This is a genomic window from Sulfurimonas sp. hsl 1-7 (assembly GCF_030577135.1).
Lineage (GTDB): Bacteria > Campylobacterota > Campylobacteria > Campylobacterales > Sulfurimonadaceae > Sulfurimonas > Sulfurimonas microaerophilus.
The window spans coordinates 1-22,549 of the sequence record NZ_JAUIRR010000001.1 but is presented as its reverse complement, the minus strand read 5'-3'; the positions used below and the strand labels follow the sequence as shown (position 1 = coordinate 22,549).

18 protein-coding genes are annotated in these 22,549 nt (G+C 34.6%); 8 read left to right on the top strand and 10 right to left on the bottom strand.

Annotation, left to right across the window (positions count from 1 at the left end):
• Window positions 1-38: 38 nt before the first annotated feature.
• Genes pepN through QWY88_RS00075 form a run of 3 tightly spaced genes read right to left on the bottom strand, consistent with a single transcriptional unit; the run spans window position 39 to window position 4,612 of the window.
• The gene (gene pepN / locus QWY88_RS00085; protein ID WP_304542767.1) at window positions 39-2,600 is read right to left on the bottom strand and encodes an aminopeptidase N; all 2,562 of its coding nucleotides are present in this window, start codon (window positions 2,598-2,600) and stop codon (window positions 39-41) included.
• Window positions 2,600-3,328, bottom strand: a complete 729-nt coding sequence (truC, locus tag QWY88_RS00080; protein WP_304542766.1) for a tRNA pseudouridine(65) synthase TruC — start codon at window positions 3,326-3,328, stop codon at window positions 2,600-2,602. The genes pepN and truC overlap by 1 nt, the downstream gene beginning before the upstream one ends.
• Complete coding sequence (locus QWY88_RS00075; protein WP_304542764.1) at window positions 3,329-4,612, bottom strand: DEAD/DEAH box helicase; 1,284 nt, start codon at window positions 4,610-4,612, stop codon at window positions 3,329-3,331.
• A gap of 348 nt (window positions 4,613-4,960) precedes the next feature.
• Here QWY88_RS00075 and QWY88_RS00070 point away from each other — a divergent pair, with 348 nt between their 5' ends.
• Window positions 4,961-6,871: a sensor domain-containing phosphodiesterase gene (locus tag QWY88_RS00070; RefSeq protein WP_304542761.1), complete on the top strand. Its 1,911-nt coding sequence runs from the start codon at window positions 4,961-4,963 to the stop codon at window positions 6,869-6,871.
• Between the two features lie 41 nt (window positions 6,872-6,912).
• Complete coding sequence (locus tag QWY88_RS00065; RefSeq protein ID WP_304542759.1) at window positions 6,913-7,398, top strand: DUF2062 domain-containing protein; 486 nt, start codon at window positions 6,913-6,915, stop codon at window positions 7,396-7,398.
• On the opposite strand, the gene QWY88_RS11630 is transcribed toward QWY88_RS00065, so the two are convergent.
• The 7 genes from QWY88_RS11630 to QWY88_RS00035 all read right to left on the bottom strand — a co-directional run bounded on the left by QWY88_RS11630 (window position 7,365) and on the right by QWY88_RS00035 (window position 17,184).
• The gene (locus QWY88_RS11630) at window positions 7,365-7,652 is read right to left on the bottom strand and encodes a DUF1294 domain-containing protein (protein WP_369811200.1); all 288 of its coding nucleotides are present in this window, start codon (window positions 7,650-7,652) and stop codon (window positions 7,365-7,367) included. The genes QWY88_RS00065 and QWY88_RS11630 overlap by 34 nt on opposite strands.
• On the bottom strand, window positions 7,649-8,422 hold the full coding sequence (gene lgt, locus QWY88_RS00060; RefSeq protein WP_304542757.1) for a prolipoprotein diacylglyceryl transferase: 774 nt from the start codon (window positions 8,420-8,422) through the stop codon (window positions 7,649-7,651). The genes QWY88_RS11630 and lgt overlap by 4 nt, the downstream gene beginning before the upstream one ends.
• Entirely contained in the window at window positions 8,422-9,714 is a 1,293-nt protein-coding gene (locus QWY88_RS00055; protein WP_304542755.1) for a (Fe-S)-binding protein, read from the bottom strand. Before QWY88_RS00055 ends, lgt begins: the two co-directional genes overlap by 1 nt.
• Before the next feature lie 3 nt (window positions 9,715-9,717).
• On the bottom strand, window positions 9,718-11,088 hold the full coding sequence (gene hemN / locus QWY88_RS00050; protein WP_304542753.1) for an oxygen-independent coproporphyrinogen III oxidase: 1,371 nt from the start codon (window positions 11,086-11,088) through the stop codon (window positions 9,718-9,720).
• A 160-nt stretch (window positions 11,089-11,248) separates the two neighbouring features.
• On the bottom strand, window positions 11,249-14,359 hold the full coding sequence (locus tag QWY88_RS00045) for a transporter substrate-binding domain-containing protein (RefSeq protein WP_304542751.1): 3,111 nt from the start codon (window positions 14,357-14,359) through the stop codon (window positions 11,249-11,251).
• Window positions 14,359-15,408, bottom strand: a complete 1,050-nt coding sequence (locus QWY88_RS00040) for a response regulator (RefSeq protein ID WP_304542749.1) — start codon at window positions 15,406-15,408, stop codon at window positions 14,359-14,361. Before QWY88_RS00040 ends, QWY88_RS00045 begins: the two co-directional genes overlap by 1 nt.
• Window positions 15,409-15,471: 63 nt before the next feature.
• Entirely contained in the window at window positions 15,472-17,184 is a 1,713-nt protein-coding gene (locus QWY88_RS00035) for an ABC transporter ATP-binding protein (protein ID WP_304542747.1), read from the bottom strand.
• 87 nt (window positions 17,185-17,271) lie between these two features.
• Between QWY88_RS00035 and QWY88_RS00030 the strand changes: the two genes are divergently transcribed.
• The 6 genes from QWY88_RS00030 to rfbD all read left to right on the top strand — a co-directional run.
• Window positions 17,272-18,345, top strand: coding sequence for a glycosyltransferase family 9 protein (locus tag QWY88_RS00030; RefSeq protein ID WP_304542744.1), 1,074 nt, complete (start codon window positions 17,272-17,274; stop codon window positions 18,343-18,345).
• 4 nt (window positions 18,346-18,349) lie between these two features.
• On the top strand, window positions 18,350-19,348 hold the full coding sequence (locus QWY88_RS00025; protein ID WP_304542742.1) for a glycosyltransferase family 9 protein: 999 nt from the start codon (window positions 18,350-18,352) through the stop codon (window positions 19,346-19,348).
• 59 nt (window positions 19,349-19,407) lie between these two features.
• Window positions 19,408-20,256 (top strand): glycosyltransferase, encoded by an 849-nt coding sequence (locus tag QWY88_RS00020; RefSeq protein ID WP_304542740.1) that lies wholly within the window; start codon window positions 19,408-19,410, stop codon window positions 20,254-20,256.
• On the top strand, window positions 20,253-21,146 hold the full coding sequence (gene rfbA / locus QWY88_RS00015; RefSeq protein WP_304542738.1) for a glucose-1-phosphate thymidylyltransferase RfbA: 894 nt from the start codon (window positions 20,253-20,255) through the stop codon (window positions 21,144-21,146). Before QWY88_RS00020 ends, rfbA begins: the two co-directional genes overlap by 4 nt.
• Window positions 21,146-21,721: a dTDP-4-dehydrorhamnose 3,5-epimerase gene (gene rfbC / locus QWY88_RS00010; RefSeq protein ID WP_304542736.1), complete on the top strand. Its 576-nt coding sequence runs from the start codon at window positions 21,146-21,148 to the stop codon at window positions 21,719-21,721. Before rfbA ends, rfbC begins: the two co-directional genes overlap by 1 nt.
• Window positions 21,714-22,549, top strand: an 836-nt coding sequence (gene rfbD, locus QWY88_RS00005) for a dTDP-4-dehydrorhamnose reductase (RefSeq protein ID WP_304542734.1), incomplete at its 3' end; no start/stop codon positions are given. The genes rfbC and rfbD, both read left to right, overlap by 8 nt.

The window sequence follows — 22,549 nt, the reverse complement described above, 5'->3', positions numbered from 1 at the left end:
TGGCACTGAACAACTATGATTAATTTGAAAAACTTATTTTACTTTAAAATTTTACTTACGATTTCAAATGTATTTTTTGAAATATCTTGTGTAGATATGATACATTCTAAAGCATTCTTCATCAATTTTTTGTTAGATTCAATCATTTTCGGGTAAATTTTGAATGCTCCTGCAAGGGCTGAGCCCATTTGAGGGTTTATTTTATCTATCTCAATAATCTTATCACTTAAAAATTTATACCCATATCCGTCTTTAGCGTGAAAATATTTATAATTTCTTGCAAAAACACCTATAAGTGAACGTACAAGATTTGGAACTTTTTCATCATACACCTCATCATTTTGCAATGCCATCACTCGATCAAGCACACCCTCTCTTGGTGATGCTGCTAAGAGTGCAAAATATTTATTCATCACTAAAGTGTTATTTTTGTATCTATTATAGAAGTTATTAAAAGCTATTTCACTCAACCGGGCATCAATTGACTCTAAAACATCTAAAGCGGTAATTCTGTCTGTCATAGTTAACGAATGTTCATATTGTTCTTTTGCAACAGTTGCTATCTCTTTTGATTCTAAAGCGCTTAAAAGAGAAAGTACTCTGTTTTTCAATGCACGCTTACCAATGCTTTGACTATCTAGTTCACTATTGAGCGGTTCATGATTTTGGAAATAAAGTTTTAACAGTTTTGCTTCATATTTTTTAGCAACTTCATAAGAAAGTTTATCTTTTGCTTTATATAAAGGTTCAAAATCAACCACTTTTTGTTTTTGCATCAATGTAGAGATTGAAGGGAGTTCAAGTAAAAGCGCTTTATATGAAAGATCCATATCTAGTTCAAGCAGTGCTCCAAATGCCTCTAAATATTCACTAATATCACTTTCAATATCCTCTATAAGTTTAAATAGTGTTGTAATGGCAAACTCTTGCGCAGCTTCATATTTTGTAAAACTATTAGTATCGTGCTTCATTAAAAATGCGAAATCAACATTTTGATGTTCAATAATAACCGGTGCCGAAAAGTCTCTGTTGATTGAGATGATTGGCTTTTGTGTAAAACCTTCAAAACTAAAAGATTCACTCTCTTTTGAAACAATAAGCATCTTTTCTTCAACTACCGTACCGTTTTGGTCCAACAGAGCAATTTTTAGTGGGAAGTACATAGCCTTTTGGAGTGAGCCGTCTACCTTGTTTGGAACTTTTTGTGTCAGTGTTAAGATATATTTTCCATCTTCGAAATTTTCTTTCACCTCTAAACTCGGTGTCCCGCTTTGATCGTACCAAAGTTTGAAATGTTCCAGATCAAACTCTCCATACTCTTTCATAGCCCATAAAAAATCATCCGTTGTTACCGCTTGACCGTCAAAACTCTCAAAATACAGATCAGTCGCTTTTCTGTAATTTTCTTCACCAAGCATAGTATGTAACATGCGGATAACTTCAGCACCCTTTTCATAGACCGTTGCAGTATAGAAATTATTCATAGAGATATATGACTTTGGCTGAATCGGATGCGCCGTAGGAGATGCATCTTCTACAAACTGACGCTCTCTTAAAGCTTTAACATCCTCTATGCGCTGTACTTCGCGAGAGTTCATATCTGCAGAGAAACACTGATCGCGAAATACCGTCAGTCCCTCTTTTAGTGTAAGTTGGAACCAGTTTCTACACGTAATTCTATTTCCCGTCCAGTTATGAAAATACTCGTGTGCGATCACAGACTCGATCCCCATAAAGTTTGCATCAGTCGCAGTATCTGCATCTGCAAGTACGTATGCCGAGTTAAATATGTTTAACCCTTTGTTCTCCATAGCTCCCATGTTAAAGCTGTCAACTGCAACAATATTATAGATGTCTAGATCGTACTCACGACCATACTTTTCCTCATCCCACTTCATAGCGTTTACCAAACTTTTCATAGCGTGGTCCGCTTTATCGCTATTACCTTTATCTACATAGATATTTAACTCAACATCATTCCCGCCGGCAGTTACAAACTTATCTGTTATATAATCAAGGTCTCCGGCTACAAGTGCAAAAAGGTATGAAGGTTTTGGGTGTGGATCGTGCCATGTTACACCATGACGTGTATCGAAACTCTCATGACAATGGATCTTGTTTCCGTTTGCTAAAAGAATAGGATACTTCTCTTTCTCTGCAATCACAGTTGTAGTAAAAACACTCATTACATCAGGACGATCAAGGTATGGTGTGATTCTTCGGAACCCTTCAGGTTCACACTGTGTACAAAAAATATCTCCAGATTTGTAAAGCCCCTCTAGTTCAGTATTTTTTTGCGGATAGATTCTATTTCTGATCTCTAGAGTAAACTCCTGTGGTACATTTGAAATAGTAAGCGTTTCTTCATCATGTGTATAACGGTCACTTCCAAGTATCTCACCCTCAAGAACAACCTCTTTTAGCTCCAATTCCTGTGCATCTAAAACAAGCTCTGAACTCCCGTCTAGCTTTTTAAACTTCATAATATTTGTTACATTTGTTTCCTCTTCAAAAAGCTCAAATGTAAGATTTACGCTTTCAATAGCAAAACTCGGTTGTTTATAATCTTTTAAAAATATCTCTTGTACTTCACTACTCATCATATACTCCAATTAAATTTTTTAAATAATTCTTGAAATGTCGTATCGAACTCTGCATCGATAACTAATTCTCTATTATTATAGGGATGCAGAAATTCTAAACGTGTACAATGCAATAATAATCTATGCACATTGTACTCCTTACGGATAAACTTGTTATGTTCGCCCCGACCATATTTTGTATCTCCTAAAATATGATGGGAGATATGTTTCATATGGCGACGCAGTTGATGTTTGCGTCCCGTTTTTGGACTCAGCTCCACTAAGGAATAGCGAACAGTATCGTATTTCCCTACAGTTGCTTGCAGCTCTATCTGATCAAGAACTTTATAGTGGGTAAGCGCATCTTGTGCCTCTTTATCCTCTTTGGCATCCTTGTCGGCAATCTTATCAAGCTTCTCTTTAAGCGGGTAATCGATAACGCCGTCTTCTAAGTAACCACGCACCACTGCTATGTAAGTTTTTTGGGGAGAACGTTCTCGGAACTGTTCATTTAAAAGGCGGGCACTCTCTTTGTCTAAGGCGAAGAGCAACACCCCGCTTGTAGGTTTATCTAAACGGTGGATAGGATATACCCACTGCCCTATCTGATCACGCAACATCTTCATCGCATAATAGATCTCATGTCTGTCGATCATAGACTTGTGTACCAAAAGTCCGCTTGGTTTATTGATCGCGACTAGATACTCGTCTTGATATAAAATCTCTAAAGTATAATCTGCAAACAACTAGCGTGGATCCCTTTTGGTAGTTTTTCTTTTTTTTGCCATTTTTACAGTTTTGGCAGTTGTCTTCTTCGGCTCTGCTTTTTTCGCAACAAAGCGTTTGTCTTGCTTTTTGTGTTCCGATTTTAGTTTTACTTCATCAACATCTTTTCTACGAATATTTGGATCGGGTTCAAACCCTTCTACCGTCTCTTTCTCGATCTTTTGACCGATCAGCTTTTCAATATCACGAATCTCAAACTTCTCATACACATCAAGTAAAGAGATAGCTTCCCCTTCGCGACCTGCACGACCAGTACGCCCTACACGGTGCACATAATCCTCAGGAATAGACGGAAGTTCATAGTTAATTACATACGGTAGCTCTTCAATATCAAGCCCGCGAGAGGCGATATCTGTAGCAACCAGTACACGGAACTTCCCTTCCATAAACTGTTTTAAAGTTTTGAGACGGTTTGCTTTTGTTTTATCGCCGTGAATTACACCCGCTTTTAGACCATCTTTTTCAAGCTCTTTTCCTAAAACATCTGCACTCGCTTTTGTTCTGGTAAATACTAAAACTTGAGGGAAATTTCTCGAGCCTATCAAATACGCTAACAACTCAGCTTTTCTATTAGCATCTACCAAGTACGCTACCTGATTAATAGTATCTACAGTTGTATTTTTCTTTGCAGTTTCAATAAATGCAGGTGATGTAAGGATTAGTTTTGATAGTTTTCTTACTTTTTCTGAAAACGTTGCTGAAAAAAGTAGTGTTTGATGTCTTTTTGGTAAAAGTGGATGAATAGCCTTAATATCTCTACTAAATCCCATATCAAGCATACGATCAGCTTCATCAAGTACAAAAACTTCTACATCATCCAGCTTCAGTCCGTTTTGTGTCAGCTCAAGCAGTCTTCCCGGAGTTGCGACAATCACTTCAGCCCCGCCTTTTAAACGTTGAATCTGTTTTGTGATATCTTTTCCGCTGATGATAGCTTCACATTTAATATCCATATATTTTGCATAAGCGGTAATATCTTCGTAAATTTGTACGCTTAACTCTCTTGTGGGAGAAACAATTACACCTCTTACACCTTTATTTTCATCTTTTTTTCTTAATTTTTGTAAAAGTGGCAGAGCGAATGCTGCTGTTTTTCCGGTTCCGGTTTGTGCTGTTGCAAAAAGATCTTTTTTTTGTAAAACTAACGGAATAGCTCTTTGTTGTATTAGTGTTGGCTCACTATAGCCAAGATCGTTTATCGCATCTAACAGAGGCTTAAAAACTCCTAGTTTTTCAAATGACATTTTTCACCTTTTTTATTGACAAGTATAGATATATCTCTTATAATATTTTAACATAATAATACTTTAGTATCTTCTATTGAATAGCAAAGTGATAATTTTGTGATATAATTTATAAAAATAATCACTTCAATCAACAAAGGTAAAACAATTTTAAATACTCATCATAATATTTCGATCATTACTCTTATAAAATTCATATTACCTTTTGCCCTTATTTGGTCGGTAGTAAATCTATATTTTGGGCAGGTAATTGCAGCAAGTATTACCCTTTTTTATGTAGTTATCTCTTTAGTAACTCTTTTACTAAATAAAAAAGTACTCAGAGAAAATACCCTTATTAGAATACAGATGATTTTAATGCTCTTACTTCCATTCTTAATGATGTGGAGTTTAGGTGGTTTTGAAAATAGTAGTAACACTATGATTTGGGCATTCTTAGCACCTATAATGGCATTACTCTATACTGAAAAAAAAGAGCCCTTTTATTGGTTGATCGCATTTTTACTCCTTTTGAGTCTTTCTGTTGCTCTAGAACCTATTTTAGCTAAGAGAACTATCGCTTACACGTTAAAAGAGTTTTTATTCCTTATAAACACATCTGCCGTACTTTCAGGGATATATGTACTTTTAAAATATTTCATCAATCAAACAAAAACCGATGTAAATAACAATGTCTCTTTTTTACAAAGTTATAAAACAACGATCGATACAAATCTAATAGTTACAAAAACAGATCTTGAAGGAAACATCACTTTTGCCAATGAAAATTTCTATAAGATCTCACAATACAATGCAAATGAAGCTCTGGGTGCTAAGCACAACATAGTACGCCACCCCGAAACAGACCCGAGTGTATACAAAGAAATTTGGGACACTGTCTTAGACAAACGTACTTGGCACGGGCAGCTAAAAAACCAAGCAAAAGACGGTTCGACATACTGGGTTGAAACTGCCATCTCCCCTATACTTGACAAAGACGATAATATTGTAGAATTTATTGCGATCCGCTATGACATTACAGAGATTATACAAAAACAAGAGACACTTACAAGACTGCTCTATACAGATACTTTAACAGGATTAAAAAACAGAAAAGCACTTTTTAGAGATAAGAATGAGAATGTACAACACTCATTGGTACTTATTAATATAGATAAGTTTAGTCAGATTAACAATCTCTATGGTGAAGTTTTTGGAGATAAAGTACTCATCAAATTTAGCGAATTTTTACTGGGTGCCATTGAACAACGAGAGAGTTGTGATCTTTACAGACTCGGCGGCGATGAATTTGTTGTCCTCTCAGAAGAGCGTGATCCAGTTACTATACAGAACAATATGGCAAATCTCATAAAATATCTTCATGATAGACCTATTACAATAGATGGTCAGGATATTAGCCTGAGCATCTCTGTCGGTATCTCTTTAGAGGAGAATAAGTCTCTTTTAGAGTCTTCAAGTATGGCTTTAAAATCAGCAAAAAGAAACTCTAAACATATTGTTCTTTATTCAGAAGCAATATCCCTGAACCAAGAGTATGAAAACAATCTTAAATGGGTTAAAGAGATTAAAGATGCTATAAAACACGATAGAGTGATTTTATACTATCAAGCGATCAAAGACAATAAAACAAACACTATTTTCAAGTATGAAACGCTTATCAGACTTCTTGACGAGCAAGGAAATATTGTCCCTCCTCAAAAGTTTTTAGAGATTGCCAAAAAATCAAAACTCTATAAAGACTTAACAAAAATCGTAATTAATAAAAGTTTTGAATACTTCAAAGATAAAGAGTTCTATTTTTCAGTAAATATTACGATTGAAGATATACTAGACCCTGATATTAATGCGTTTATTATTAATTCGCTTCAAAAGTACGGGATCGGAGAAAAAGTCTCATTTGAAATTGTAGAAACTGAAAGTATTGAGAAGTTTGATGTTATTGAAAAGTTTATCAATAATGTAAAATCTTACGGAGCTAAAATCTCTATTGATGATTTTGGTACAGGATATTCTAACTTTGAGTACCTGATGCGCTTACAAGCCGACTATATTAAAATTGACGGCAGCATCATTAAAAATATTGTTCATGATAAAAAGTCGGCACTTATCACCTCTATCATCGTTTCCTTTGCAAAAGAGATGAATATTAAAACAATCGGTGAATTTGTTGAAAATGAAGATATCGATAATAAACTCAAAGAGTTAGGTGTTGATAAGTCTCAAGGCTATTTTATAGAAAAACCTAAAGAAAAATTATAAAAATCTGAGTATAATTAAACAAAAATAATAAGTTTGATTATATGCTCAGAAAAACGCTCAAAAAAACGACAAAAAATAAAAAACTAAACGATTTTATAAAGAAGTACAAAATACCTCCTGAATATCTTTCAGGCAACAGAAAAATGATCTCACGTGGGGTTTTCTTAGGTCTTTTCATAGCCTTTATCCCTATGCCGATGCAGATGGCAGCAGTACTGTTATTTGTCCCATTCTTTCGATTTAACGTCCCAATTGCCCTTGCTATGTGTTGGTTAAGTAATCCTTTTACTATGCCGCCTATGTATTATATGGAGTATCTTACAGGTTCATACATATTAGGGATAGAGCCAAAACCTGTTGAACTGACACTAGAGTGGTTCTCAGAGAATATAGACGATATTTTCATTCCGCTTTATTTTGGAACCGTTCTCTATTCTGTTATCGGTTCAACAGTAGGATATTTTATCGTGAATCATTTCTGGAGAAGTTCAGTTCACAAAGAGAAAAGCTCTCGCAAGAAAAAGTAACTAACTCCTAAAATCCACACTAACATTATAGTTATGTGTTTATATAAAAAGGAGTTTTTACTTATTTTGTGTCGAAAAAGAGCCATTGCAAGTGTAGCACCTAAAAAACCGCCCAGCAGTGAAAACACATGAAGTTCCCTCTCGCTTATACGCGATGCTTTTGTTTTTGTAGAGCGGTATTTATCAAAACTGTAGATAAAAAAAGCGCTTATATTGATAAATATAAAGTAGACAAAAGCTACCTCTTTGATCACTTTTTACAACTTCTTACGATCAAATAAAGCCCCAATATAATAAAAGGGATACTCAATAACTGCCCTGTTGAGAGGAACATATCTGTCGCATAATCGGCTTGTCTCTCTTTTACAAACTCCACTAAAAACCTAACAATGAAGACAAGTGTTAAAAACAGACCAAATAAAAACCCGTCTTTATATTTATCATGAAGTTTTATATAGAGACTAAAAAGTACAATTCCAATCACAAGATAAGAGAGTGCTTCGTAGAGTTGCGCCGGATGACGCGGAAGATTGTCAACTCTGCTAAATACAACGGCCCAAGAGATATCGCTAACTTTTCCTAAAATTTCGGAGTTCATTAAGTTACCCATACGGACAAAAAATGCAAAAAATGCCGTAGGGATGGCAATTTTGTCTAAAAACCATAAAAGGTTTAGTGTATGTTTTCGTTTATAAAGATAGATCCCAAGCAATGCGCCAAGACCACCGCCGTGAGAGGCTAAACCGCCTTTCCAAACATATAATATCTCTAATGGATGTGTTAAATAATAATCCGGTTCATAAAACAGACAATGCCCCAAACGTGCACCGATTACAATGCCCACTACTACATACAAGAACATACTGTCAAGCTCTTGCAGATCTCTATTTTCTTGTTTGTATATCCATTTCATTATCTCTAAACCGACAAGAATTGCAGCAGCAAAAAGTATCCCGTACCAATATATCTGCATCCCGCCAAAAGAGAGTGCTACGGGATTAACACTCCAGATGAGATGTTCCATTATTTTTTCAGAGCCTCAGCGATCAGTTCAATAGGGTTTTTAAATACTGTTGTTTCATTTCCTGCATAGTTCATAGATGCATTAATCTGCATACGACAAGCACTACACTCGGCACTAACAACATCTGCACCCGTTTTTTCAATCATAGCAGCTTTTGGAGCACCCGCAGCTTTTGCAAAGTGGTGTTTTTCAGTCTGCATCGTAATACCACCGAAACCACAACATGCATTTGGATCACTCATCTCCACAATTTTATAATTTTTAGAGATCAGGTTTCTAGGTTCTTGATACACGCCCTGCATCTTTCTTGCATGACACGGATCGTGATAAGTTACAATTCTTGTATTTTGTTTTTTCTCTTCTAAAATTTTCTCTAAATCTGTATGGTTTTGCAGCCATTCAGTAGCCATATATACTTTTGACATTACAGATTTTGCACGTGCTTTCCAGTCCGGCTGATCGTGGAAAAAGTGCTCGTAGTCAATTTTTAGCATTGCACTACAAGTAGCTTCAGGAACTATGATAGCTTCTATATCGTCCCCTAAAGATTCAAAATATCTGATATTGTGCTTCGCATTATAATCAACAGTATCGAAATCTCCCGTAAAGTATGCAGGAGCTCCACAACATTTTTGATCTTTTGCCAAGAATGCATCGATCTCTAATACATCTAAGATCTCTAAAAGTGAATCTCCTATTGATCTGTAGTTATAGTTTGCTAAACACCCTATAAATATAGCTACTTTTCTCTTACCGCCGTTATCTATGTTTTCAGGATATGCATTTAAAAACGACGTTTTACGTAAACTCGGTAAAAGTCTGTCAACTTTTAACATCGGTAGATTAAAACGCGACTTCATAGAATCTATATCTGATTTAATTTTAAATCCACATGTTTGGAATGCCCAACCGAGTTTAAAAGCAAGATCATTTAACCAGCGGTGACGTAATAGTAAAAAGAAAAGTTTTTTATACCAAGCGATACCGAACTTCTTCGCTATATCTGCACGAGCTTGCTCGATTACCATATCTGTAGGAAGTGATTTTGGACAAACATCTACACAATTTGTACATAAAAAACAACTCTCAAATATATCTTTTGCAGTTTTGTCAAGCTCTAGGTGCCCTCGTTTATAGGCACCTAAAAGGTCAATAAATCCACGAGGTGATGTCACCTCATCTGCATTTACTTTATGGATCGTACAAACAGGGATACACTTCCCACATTTCACACAATCATCAGCAGTCTGGTCGAAATTAAATATCTCGTCTAATTTTTTATCTACACTCACACTCTACACCGTTTTTGAAAAAGTTTTTTTACTGCCTGCATGCTGATGCATATATGCATCAAAAGGCATAGCAATATTTCTTATAAGTAATGTACCCGTTTGGCTACATGCAATTTTATCATTATCTATCGTTATAAGATCTTCATCTGCAAAAGTTTGTAATTCTTCTAAGGCATCTTTAAAATACTCTTTGAAGTTGATATTGAAAAGAGATTCAAATCTTTTTATATCTAGCTTGAAGTTACTCATAAGTTCCATGATCACATATTGGCGGATCATATCATCTTCACTGAGCATTACACCACGTTCAAATGGAAGTTTTCCTGCATCAATTGCTTCTTCATAAAGTTTCATATCTTTATGGTTTTGCGCATAATAATCAACACCCTCACCGATAGATGTAAGCCCTACTCCTATTAAGTCAGCACCACCTTTTGTAGTATAGCCTTGGAAGTTTCTGTGAAGCTCCCCTTTCTCGATCGCTTGGAAAAGTTCATCTTCAGGTTTTGCAAAGTGATCCATTCCAACCATTTTGTATCCGTGACTTGTCAGATAATCAATCGTATACTGCATAATCTGCAGTTTTTCATCCGGTTCAGGAAGCGTTGTTTCATCAATTTTACGCATAGTTTTCTTGAGCCAAGGCACATGTGCATAGTTAAATACTGCAAATCTGTCAGGATTTAAAGTCAAAGAAAGCTCTAACGTCTCTTTGAAAGTATCGAGTGACTGATACGGAAGTCCGTAAATAAGGTCAACATTCACTGAAACCATATTGTACTTACGTGCTAAATCCATTGCATTTTTCGTGATGTTATAGGGCTGAACACGGTGCACTGCCACTTGCACTTTTTCATTGAAGTCCTGAATACCGAAACTTACACGGTTAAATCCCGCTTCACTCATTACACGCATCTGATCTTCATCGATATGGCGAGGGTCTATCTCACATGAGATCTCCGCATCATCTGTAAAGTTTGGAAAGTATGATTTGATCTCGTCAATTACTACTTTTAATTGTTCCGCAGAGAAAAATGTCGGAGTTCCACCGCCAAAGTGCATCTGAATCACTTCACGTTTCATATTAAGATGCTTAGAGAGGATCTCTAATTCACGCTTGAGGTACTCAATGTAGCGTAACATCTTGTCCTCTTTAGAGGTAAACACAACATTACATCCACAAAAATAACAAGCATTTTTACAAAACGGAAGGTGGAAGTATAAACTTAAAGGGCGAGAGTCATCTTGATTTTCCAATTTTTTAATATACTCATCGTAACCAAAGGCATCACTAAACTCCAACGCTGTCGGGTATGACGTATATCTCGGTCCCGGTTTTGAGTATTTTATAAATTTTGCAAAGTCTAATGACATCCCTTATCCTCTTCTTTCATCTTTAAGTAGTTTTTAAAAGGTAAAAATAAGAGGCTCAGACCGAAGGGAGGATTTGTCCTCTTCTTTTTATCTTTTAAAAACGGTGATATGTATCCGCGATTATCTCCAAAAAAGACTAATAAAGCGATTAAAGAGAGTTCTACTCTTCTATAATCTTCTCAAATTGCTGTAACATCTGCTTCAACTCTTCGATCTCGAACATCTCAACTTTTTCACTTAAATCTTTTGCAAACTCTTCCATAAAACTAACTTCAGATTTATGTGCTTCCTCTTCAAGAGTTTTAGCAAAATTTTCTATTAAAGAGAGATCATTTGTCGTTTTTGCATCTTGAAATAATTTAATAAGTTCTTTAGGCAATTGTTTAATAAAATCAGTAATATCCTGCTCATTTTGCACAGAAGTAACTTCTGTTTTTTCTTCTGATGAGATTGCTGCCGTGTAATTTAAGTACTTAGAAACCACCTGATATAGCTCTTTTTTTGCTACCGGTTTTCTTAGGTAATCATCAAAACGCTGCTCTTTTAACTTCTCTATATCACTCTGCATAATAGATGCTGTTAATGCTACAACCGGGATCTGAAACTCCTCTTTGATCATTCGTGTAGCACTGTAACCGTCAAGTTTCGGCATTCGTATATCCATAAAGATCAGATCAATTTTGTTCTCTTTGACCTTTTGCAGTGCATCTTCACCGTCAACCGCTTCAATTATATGTATCTTCGTACCGGAGAAACTCTCTTTTACCAACAATCTATTCTCAGCTACATCATCGGCAACCAATATTGTCGCTTCATCAAACTCTAAACTAGATATATCAAAGTCCAAACCATTATCCGACTCCTCATCATACATAGAGGCAATCGGAAGATTTTTCAGTGTCAGTATGAAAGTTGCACCTTTGCCGATCTCACTTTCAACTTCTAAATTCCCGTCCATTAAAAGTGCAAGTTTACGACAAATAGAAAGTCCTAATCCTGTTCCTCCATACTTCTTAACATCTTGATTCTCTTGCTGTTCAAATAGATGGAAGATCTTTTCCTGAGCCTCTTTTTTAATTCCTATCCCACTATCACTTACTCGAATTATAAAGTCTATTTTGCTTAAATGTCCCTCAATAGGTAAAACCTTCGCACTTACTTTAACAAATCCCTCATCGGTAAACTTCATAGCATTTCCGATCAAATTGATTAGGATCTGTTTTAGGCGTACACCATCACCAATGACTGCTTCAGGCATCATTTGATCAAGTTCAAGTTCTAAAGTAAGCCCTTTTTGTTCTGCCTGCAACTTAAAGAGCCCTATGCTCTCTTCCAATACTTGATGTAGGTCTGTTTTTTTCTTTACGATCTCCATTTTCCCCGATTCAATTTTCGAGAGGTCTAAAATATCGTTAATAAGTACCAATAAAGTCTTTCCAGATGTACGGATAGTTTTAATAAAGGACTTTAGTTTTTTATCTTCGATCTGTTCATCTAAAAGTTCCGTAAAACCTAAAATTGAGTTCATAGGGGTTCGAATTTCGTGACTCATATTTGAGAGGAATGTCGACTTTGCCGCACTAGCACTCTTTGCCTCATTCATAGCTTCGATCAACTGTTTGTTAAGATCTTTTAATTTCTCTTCCGCTTCTCTTCTTTTTCCTATCTCTAAAGAGAGTTTCCTATTCCAAAATAAAGATGCAATAATGAGTACTAAAAGAACCCCTGCTATTTCAAAAATAATTGTGTAGTCGATCTGTCTATCATATTTTACATCCACCCATCGGTTATATATCTTATTTTTCTCTTCGGGTGTAATAGAGTCGATCGCCTTGTTAAAGATCTTTACTCCTAAAGGATCCCAATCGTTGCGTAAAGCCATATGAAATTTGAGATGATACGGTGTAGTCCCTGATATTTTTAGATTTGAGAAACCTTTTTTTTGTATGTAGTTACTTACAATCGGTAAGAGGTCAATATACACATCTGCTTTAGAGTTAACGATAGCTTTAAAGGCCTGTGTAAGGTTGTCCACTTCAATGTAAGTGATTTTAGGATGCTCTTTTCTCAAAAGTTCATTTACGGCATACCCTTTCACCAGTACCACTTTCTTATCATTTAACTGCTGCATATCGGTAATGAATTCTACATTATGTTTTGCTACAAAAACAAGAGGCATATCGATATACGACTTTGTAAAGTTAACCACCTTTTCTCTTGAAGGCGTTTTCGCAACACAGGTATAGAGATCTGCTTTTCTTGTGTTGATGACTTCTACACTTTGAGACCACTCTTTCGTAGGTACACGGACAAACTCTAAACCTGTTTTTTGTGCAATCAGTTCTATATAGCTACTTGCTATCCCTGAATATTTCCCGTCATTTTTTGAAAGAAACTCTACGGGTTCCCAATAGTTATCGATCACATAGTGTATTGTCTTATGCTCTTTGATCCACTTTAGTTCTTTTTTTGTTAGATTAAGTAAACTACTTCCCGTAAAATCAGCACTCTTGCTCCATTTTGATTTTATAGCCTGCATCTCATTTTCTTCTACATCTGCAACAGATTTTTGAATAATGTTAAACAAGGTTACATTGTCTTTATCAATAGCGATACTTACAGAAGTACTAAACTCTTTGAGCTTCTCTACAATATGTAAATTGTTTAAAATATTTTTATTGATTATGTAAGTTCCAACTGCTAAGTTTCCTATATAGGCATCAGCTTTACCGAGTGAGACCCATTCTAAAGATTCCTCGTTTGATGATGATGGAATAATTTTAATCTCTGGATGTTTCTCTTGTAACCATTCATGAATGTAAGAAGATTTATTTATAGAAACTGTTTTACCTTTAAGGTCCCTAATCGTATGGATATCTTTACCCACCTGAGTAATAACAACCATAGGTACTGTCAAATAGGGTGTTGTGAAGTTAAAATATTTTTCCCTCTCATGTGTTTTTACTGAACACACAAGTCCATCATATTTTTTTTCTTTTGCATTTTCAAGTGCTTGTGCCCATACTTCAGACTTTATTCGAAACTTTAAACCGCTTTTTTTCTCGATGAGTCGAATAAAATCTTCAGATAAACCGCTATGGCGATCGTGTGAGTCAATAAAATCAAAAGGGGGCCACCTATAATCACTTCCCAGTGTTACAATCGGGTGCTCTTTTACATACTTTTTTTCTTCCTGAGTAAAAACCACATCACCCCATATTTGTGTAGATAAAACAACAAATAAAAGGTAAACTTGAAAGAATAGTTTCATTACTCTTCTTCTACAATTGCTTTAAAACTTTCTATATTATTTTCAAAAAGTTCGATCAGATACGGATCAAACTGTTTCCCTTTACGATCTATAATATATTTAACTACCTCTTCAAAACTCCAGGCGTCTTTATATACTCGTTTGTGCGTTAAAGCATCCAATACATCGGCAATAGCAACAATCCTTGCATAGATATGAATTTTCTCCCCTGCAAGACCTTGTGGATACCCTGTTCCATCCCATTTTTCATGGTGTTGGTAAGCAATAATATCCCCTGCTTTGATCAATCTTCTTTGAGAATGTTGTAAGAATTTATGTGCATTTGTAGTGTGTTCCTGCATAATTTTAAACTCTTCTTCAGTATAACGACCCGGTTTATTTAACACTTCATGGGGGATAGTTACTTTTCCGATATCGTGAAGCGGTGAAGCGAAGTAAACATCATTTATCTCCTCTTCACTGAGTGCACCGTGAAGTGTTGCTAAAAGTTTTGAAGCATCAGCGACTCTTTTAATATGCCTTCCTGTTTCATCTGAAGTTGACTCCATCAACTCTGTTAAAAGATAGATGATCTCTTTTTGTGTTTGTTCCAGTTCACTCAAATATCTTTTTTCACGTTCTACAATCTTTACGTTCAGGTCAAGATTATTTTGTTTTAAAACCTCTTTTGCATGGTACAACTCTAAATGCGTTGTAACCCTTGCTATAAGCTCTTCAGAGTGAAAAGGTTTCGTAATATAGTCAACTGCACCGAGTTTTAGTCCTTCAGTAATAGAGTCAACATCGGCTTTTGCAGTGAGGAAAATAACGGGGATATCTTGTGTACGAGGATCAGCTTTGAGTTGTTGACATACTTCATAGCCGTTCATTTCAGGCATCATAATATCCAATAAGATAAGATCAAACTTTTTAGTTGTTACAATTTCTAAAGCTTCCTTACCGTTTAGGGCAAAAGAGAAGTTATAGTTATTCTCTTTGAGAATATTCATAGCTACTTTAATATTATCACTAATATCATCTACAATTAATATATTGTAAGTTAATTCCATCACAACACCCTTCCTTTGCTATAGATTATAGCAAAAAAAAACATAAAATATTTATTTCATTGACTACTGTTTCATCTCTCCGGACAACCTTTGATAAACATCCGAATTTTCTAAAAGTTCCTGATGTGTGCCCTGTGCTACGATTTTCCCTTTTTGCATCACTAAAATTTTATCTGCATGTTCAATTGTACTTAATCTATGTGCAATCGTGATAGTGATTTTATCTTTTGTGTACTCGTCAAGTGCTTTTTGTATCCTTTTTTCACTCTCATTATCAAGAGCTGATGTCGCTTCATCAAAGAGGATGAGTGATGAGTGTTTATAAATTGCACGGGCAATCGCTATACGTTGACGCTGACCACCTGAAAGGTTGGTTCCCGCTTCATGCATCATTGTATCTATTCCATTTTCAAGCTCATCAACGAATCCAAGTGCATCTGCAAGTTCTAGTGCTCGAAGTACTTTTTGCTCATCAATATTCTCTTCACCGTAAGCAACATTTGCTGCAAGCGTATCTTGGAAAATATAGATTCTTTGAGTTACAAAAGATATGTGGTGTTTTAAAGATTTCAGATCATAGTTTTTAATATCTTCACCATTAATTTTTACAATACCGTTATCCGGATCGTAAAAACGGAGCAACATAGAGATAAAAGTAGACTTTCCACCGCCACTATCTCCAACAAGGGCAATATTTTGCCCCTCTTTAATCGTAATATTGACATTATCAAGTGCATAAGAACCCTCATACATAAGTGAAACATCTTTAAACTCTATTTGATGAATATCATCTTCTAAAACTTTTGTACCGTTTACGATTTTAGGCTCTTCATCTAAAACTTCAAATACCCTCTCACTCGCTGCAAGTGCATCTTGGATCTTTGAGTATGTCCCGCCGAGTTTACGGATCGGTTCAAATACTAAAATAATAGCAGTGATAAATGCCGTAAATTCCCCTACTGTCATATTGCCATCATACACTTCACGTCCACCAACATAGATAACCGTTGCAAGTCCACACACACCGACAATTTCCAAGATCGGAGAAACTATTGCACCGACGTAAATAGCTTTCATATTAATCTTGAAAAACTGCCAGTTGTGCTCAGAAAAACGCCCTATTTCAAACTTCTCAGTTGCGTTTGCTTTAATCACTTCAGAGTTATTAAAAACCTCTGTCAAACGGGAAACTACATCGGCATTTTTTGCCTGCGATCGGTGAGAATACTTTTTTAATCTCTTTGCTATAGAAATTATTGGTAAAATAACAACAGGTACTACAACCAATGCATAAAATGAAAGTAATGGGTTTAACCATATTACATATCCAATTAATGCAATTACTGCTAAAAGGTCTCTGAACATATCAGGCAGCATGTTAGAGACAAAAAACTGTATACGTCCAATATCATTGGTAATTCTAGAGATTAGTTCTCCACTTCTGTTTTGATAGAGATATGCCATATCCATAGATATCATCTTTTCTAAAAGGATCTCACGGAATCGCGTGATGATACTTTGCCCGATATACTCCATAAATACAGTTTGAATATATTTTCCAACCGCTTTTGTAAGATAAATTCCTATAAGTCCAAGAGGAATAAGATAAAGCATCTCCTCTTTTTTCTCTATAAACATATCATCCATTAACGGTTTCATAATATGTGCATTTCCAGCAGTTGCAGCAATTATGAGTAATCCTGCAAAAAACACCATAATATAATGAAGTTTATACTCTTTTATATAGGGCCAAAATCTTTTAATAATCTCTTTCAAATATTTTCTCCGTAATTAATAACGATATTTTACACTAACTATCCAAGTTAAAAGTTAATTTGGTATAATTGCATAAAAAAGTACCTTATGAATATACCATTACATTTAAAATTTAGAAGAAAATTCAATTCATTATTCAATTCTTTCTTAGCAAAAATATTTTCATCTACTGCAAACACAGAACTTTTAGATATTAAAAAGATAGATACTATTGCACTGATACGTCCTAATTACCGCATAGGTAATATAATATTTTTAACGCCCCTTATTAATGAAATAGCTGAACACAATCCAAATATTAAAATTGATCTTTTTATTGGTAGTCAGAATGTCGGGAAAATATTAAGTCCAATGCCAAATGTAGATCAGATTATAGATATTTCTAGAAAACTGCTTGTTCATCCTTTCCAACTTTTAAAGTTTATAAAAAATACCAGAACTAAAAAGTATGATCTTTGTATAAATATCTCCTCACGTTCACTTAGTTCTCAAATTGTCACATTATTTGTAAATTCAAAGTATACCCTTAGCTTTAACGATGAAAAAAGTTGGGCACCTGTAACTCACAAAGCACTTTATAAAGGTTTATTTACTCATGCGAGCTTACAACCATTAGAAATACTTAATGGTTTTGGGATATCACACTATCAACATCCACTAGAACTAGATATTAAATTAACTCCGCAAGAAATAGAACAAGGGGAGGATGTACTTAAAAACTTATTGCAAGAGTATAAGGTTCAAACATCGAAAAAAGTAATCGCAATTTTTAGAAATGCCAGATTTGATAAAAAGATAGAAGATGCTTGGTGGAAAGACTTTATCATACATATGAATGAACTCAAAAATGATCTTTTATTTATTGATATATTATCTCCTGATATTCCATCAAAACTAAATGATGATATTCTCGAGTATTCAAATAAAAACCTTAGAGAACTTGGTGCATTTTTTAGAGCATGCGATGCTTATATAAGTGCTGATACTGGTCCTCTACATTTAGCTGCTGCTTCCAAAGCCAGATCAATAGGACTATTTAATCATACCATCATTGCAGCCTACGGAACTCTTGGCGAACAAAATTTAAACATTGATATCAATCAACTTTCACTAGCTGATATCGCACAACAAATTATTCAACATCTTTATCGGGAGTCTTAAATCTATGAAAATACTAGTTATAAGATGTGGAGCTTTAGGTGATCTTGTTTATGCAACGAGTGTTATAGATGCTTTACTTCTAGAATATGGGGAAGATACGCTCATAGATTTTGTTTGTACACCAGGAAGTGGAAAACTACTAGAAAATGATACAAGAGTTCATAAAGTTTTTAACTTGAAGTATAAAAAAGTTCCCACTTTTTTTAGTACGGAAAAAAGAAAAATCATCAACTATTCTAGAAAAACTACTTACGACTTGTTAATAAATTTTGAATATGGGAAGCAATTTCGCGATCTTCTTCAAAATATTAATGCAAAAGAAAAAATTGGTGCCCAGTTTAATACTATTCAATCAAATAAAAAAATCAACAGAGGTGAGGCTCAAAAACTTTTTTTAAAGTCCAAAATATCTCAAAAAAATCTAGATAAAGCTTTTCCAAGTGTCCATACACTTGACTTTGAGAAAATTAATTCAAAATATAATCTTAATAAAGAGTACATAGTCTTTAGTCCTAGTAATTCTCATGTCAACCGTTCCGGTGTAAATCATCGAGCATGGGAAAACCATTCATGGATCGAACTGACTGAACAATTAGCAAAAGAGATGCAAATAGTAATTGTTGGGACAAAATCTGAAGAACAGTTTTTTAATTTACTTCGTCCTTTTCCAGGCAATACACTTGATCTTGTCGGGAAAAACAATATTGAAGAACTCTGTAGTGTAATTAAATATGCAAAAGCTGTTATTTGTACAGATTCAGCTGTCGGGCATATTGCCGCAGCAGTTAACACTCCTGTTTATGTACTAATGGGACCAAATGACCCTGTTACAGATTCACCATACAAATCACCTGACAACAATGTTAATATAATATCATTACAATTAGACTGTTCACCTTGTTACAATACAAAAACAATGAAAGAGTGTAAAAACAATATTTGCATGAAACAGATTACGACTGAAATGGTATATAATAAAATTAAATCTACGAAATTATTCTAATAACTAGGTTTTAAACAAATTTTTTATAAAATAAACTAAAATACAGAATAAGAGAAATAATGACATTAAAACATCAAGAAAAACCTTCAAGTATTGCTATCATAGTTTCAGTTTATAAAGATATAAAATCGTTAGAGATTATTTTAAATTCTTTACAAAATCAATCATATCCCCTTGATGAAATTATTATTAGTGAAGACGGTGATTCTATTGAAATGAAAAACTTTATAGAGTCCTTGAGTATTCCAAATCTTAAACATATTTCTCAAGAAGATTTAGGTTGGCAAAAGAATAAAGCTTTGAATAATGCTATCAGAAATACCCAGAGTGAATATATTATTTTCATAGATGGAGATGTTGTTCCTCATAAAGAGTTTGTCAAGGGACATTTTAATTGTTCTGAAGTTCATAAAGTTTGTTGTGGCAAAAGATCAGAACTCGGTGAAAAATATTCACAAGCTATTTTAAAGAATGAAATATCCATTGACAAAATTTCAAAAAACTATCTTTGGAATATCTTTTCACTACATTCTGATGGTGTGCATCATTATGAAGATGGACTTTACTCTTCACTGCTAAATAAATTTACATCCTCAAGAAAGATTCGCCATATTATAGGATGTAATTTTTCTTGTTATAAAACTGATTTAGAAGCGATTAATGGTTTTAATGAAGATTTTGTTAACCCCGGTGAGGGTGAAGATGTAGACATCACATGGAGATTTAAAGCACTAGGTATACAAATGAAATCGTGCCGTTATATAGCAAATATTTACCACCTTTGGCATCCTAAACGTTTTAGTGATAAGGAGGGACAAATTAATAGAGCTATTATGCAAAAATCTCAAAAAGATAATCAAATACGTGCACTTAATGGTCTAAAAAAATTAACGGAGGGCAAACAATGAAAGGTATAATATTAGCAGGAGGGAGTGGTACAAGACTCTATCCAATTACAAGAGGTGTAAGCAAGCAGTTAACTCCAATTTATGATAAACCTATGATCTATTATCCACTTTCAGTACTGATGTTAGCAGGAATTAAGGAAGTATTAATTATCTCGACACCGGAAGATCAACAAAGTTTTAAAAACTTACTTGGTGATGGTAGTGACATTGGAATGAAGTTTGAGTATGTCGTACAGCCTAGTCCTGATGGGCTTGCTCAAGCTTTTATACTTGGTGAAGAGTTTTTAGATGGTGATGATGCATGTTTAGTATTAGGAGATAACATTTTTTATGGACATGGACTTACAGAACTTTTAGCGCAAAGTGTAAAAAATGTTAAAAATGAAAGTAAAGCTACAGTGTTTGGTTACTATGTAAATGATCCGGAACGTTATGGTGTTGCAGAGTTTGATAAAAATGGAAATGTTATAAGTATAGAGGAAAAGCCCAAAGAACCTAAAAGCAACTATGCTGTAGTTGGTCTTTACTTTTATCCTAATGATGTCGTTAAAAAAGCGAAAGAGGTAAAACCATCTCATAGAGGTGAACTCGAGATTACTACTCTTAATCAAATGTATCTTGATGAGGAACGCTTACGTGTAAAAACTATGGGACGTGGATATGCATGGCTCGATACAGGTACACATGAATCACTTCTTGAAGCAAGTAGTTTTATCCAAACTATTGAAAACCGTCAATCTTTAAAAGTAGCATGTATAGAAGAGATAGCATATGAGATGGGATATATTTCAAAAGAGGAGCTTCTAGAACTGGCAGAACCGCTCAAGAAAAACCAATATGGTCAATATCTTATTAAACGTGCGAATCAACCAAGAGGTATGGGGAGATAATGAATTTTATAAGAACTGATATTCCTGATGTAGTTATATGTGAACCAACTGTCCATGGAGATGACCGTGGTTACTTCGTAGAAACATTCCGTGAAGATAAACTTCAAGAGTTTTTAGGGTATAAAATTAACTTCTGTCAAGATAACGAATCTAAAAGCTCGTATGGTGTACTTCGTGGTCTACACTACCAACTTCCACCACATGCACAAACTAAACTAGTACGTGTAATTCAAGGGAAAGTTTTAGATGTAGCAGTAGACATTAGAAAAGGTTCACCTACATTTGGTAAACATGTTGCAGTTGAATTAAGTAGCGAGAATAAACGCCAGCTTTTAGTACCTCGTGGCTTTGCTCATGGGTTTGTAGTATTAGAAGACAATACTGTATTTGCTTATAAAGTTGATAGTTACTATTCACCTGAATGTGATCGTGGAATTGCGTTTAATGACAGTGATATTGACATAGATTGGCAAGTACCGCATGAAAAACTAAACCTTTCTGCAAAAGATAAAGTACAACCTAAGCTAAATGAAACTGATGACCTGTTTGAGTATGGAGTCAATTACTATGAATAACATCTTAGTAACAGGTTCTAATGGTCAGTTGGGTTCTGAGATTAAAGAACTCTCAAGCCAATATCCGGCAAATTACTTTTTTACAGATAGAAGTAGTTTGGATATTACAGATAAAGATATTTTATCTAGCTATATTCAAGAAAATAATATTGACATTATCATAAACTGTGCAGCATACACAGCAGTAGATAAAGCAGAGTCTGATGAAATAAATGCAGATTTAGTCAATCATATAGCTGTTAAGAATATGGCAGAGTTAGCAAAAGAAAAAAACATCAAATTTGTGCATGTAAGTACTGACTATGTGTTTGATGGAAAAAACTATAAACCATATAGTGAAGATGATAATGTAGCTCCAAACGGTGTATATGGAAAAACAAAGCTTGATGGTGAACAAGCACTTCAAACGATTAATCCTAAAAACTCTATAATTATTAGAACGTCATGGGTATATAGCTCATATGGTGCAAACTTTGTCAAGACTATGCTTCGTTTAGGTAAAGAGAAAGAGAATTTAGGGGTCATCTTTGATCAAGTTGGAACTCCAACTTATGCAAAAGATTTAGCTCTTGCTATCTTAGAAATATTACCTAAAATAGACAATCAAGATGTAGAGATATATAACTATTCAAATGAAGGTGTACTTTCTTGGTATGATTTTGCAAAAGAGATTATGCGTATGGCAAAACTTGATTGTAAAATAAAACCAATTGAGACAAAAGAGTACCCAACACCGGCAATGCGCCCACACTATAGTTTACTAAATAAATCAAAAATCAAACAAACATTCAATATAGAGATACCATACTGGAAAGATTCACTAGATGA

Coding starts and splice junctions, on each gene's coding strand:
- rfbC (WP_304542736.1), top strand. CDS start 21,146: ATGAATTTTATAAGAACTGATATTCCTGATGTAGTTATATGTGAACCA.
- QWY88_RS00045 (WP_304542751.1), bottom strand. CDS start 14,359: ATGAAACTATTCTTTCAAGTTTACCTTTTATTTGTTGTTTTATCTACA.
- hemN (WP_304542753.1), bottom strand. CDS start 11,088: ATGTCATTAGACTTTGCAAAATTTATAAAATACTCAAAACCGGGACCG.
- QWY88_RS00075 (WP_304542764.1), bottom strand. CDS start 4,612: ATGTCATTTGAAAAACTAGGAGTTTTTAAGCCTCTGTTAGATGCGATA.
- QWY88_RS00020 (WP_304542740.1), top strand. CDS start 19,408: ATGACATTAAAACATCAAGAAAAACCTTCAAGTATTGCTATCATAGTT.
- QWY88_RS00065 (WP_304542759.1), top strand. CDS start 6,913: ATGCTCAGAAAAACGCTCAAAAAAACGACAAAAAATAAAAAACTAAAC.
- QWY88_RS00040 (WP_304542749.1), bottom strand. CDS start 15,408: ATGGAATTAACTTACAATATATTAATTGTAGATGATATTAGTGATAAT.
- pepN (WP_304542767.1), bottom strand. CDS start 2,600: ATGAGTAGTGAAGTACAAGAGATATTTTTAAAAGATTATAAACAACCG.
- lgt (WP_304542757.1), bottom strand. CDS start 8,422: ATGGAACATCTCATCTGGAGTGTTAATCCCGTAGCACTCTCTTTTGGC.
- QWY88_RS00030 (WP_304542744.1), top strand. CDS start 17,272: ATGAATATACCATTACATTTAAAATTTAGAAGAAAATTCAATTCATTA.
- rfbA (WP_304542738.1), top strand. CDS start 20,253: ATGAAAGGTATAATATTAGCAGGAGGGAGTGGTACAAGACTCTATCCA.
- QWY88_RS00025 (WP_304542742.1), top strand. CDS start 18,350: ATGAAAATACTAGTTATAAGATGTGGAGCTTTAGGTGATCTTGTTTAT.
- QWY88_RS00070 (WP_304542761.1), top strand. CDS start 4,961: ATGATTTTAATGCTCTTACTTCCATTCTTAATGATGTGGAGTTTAGGT.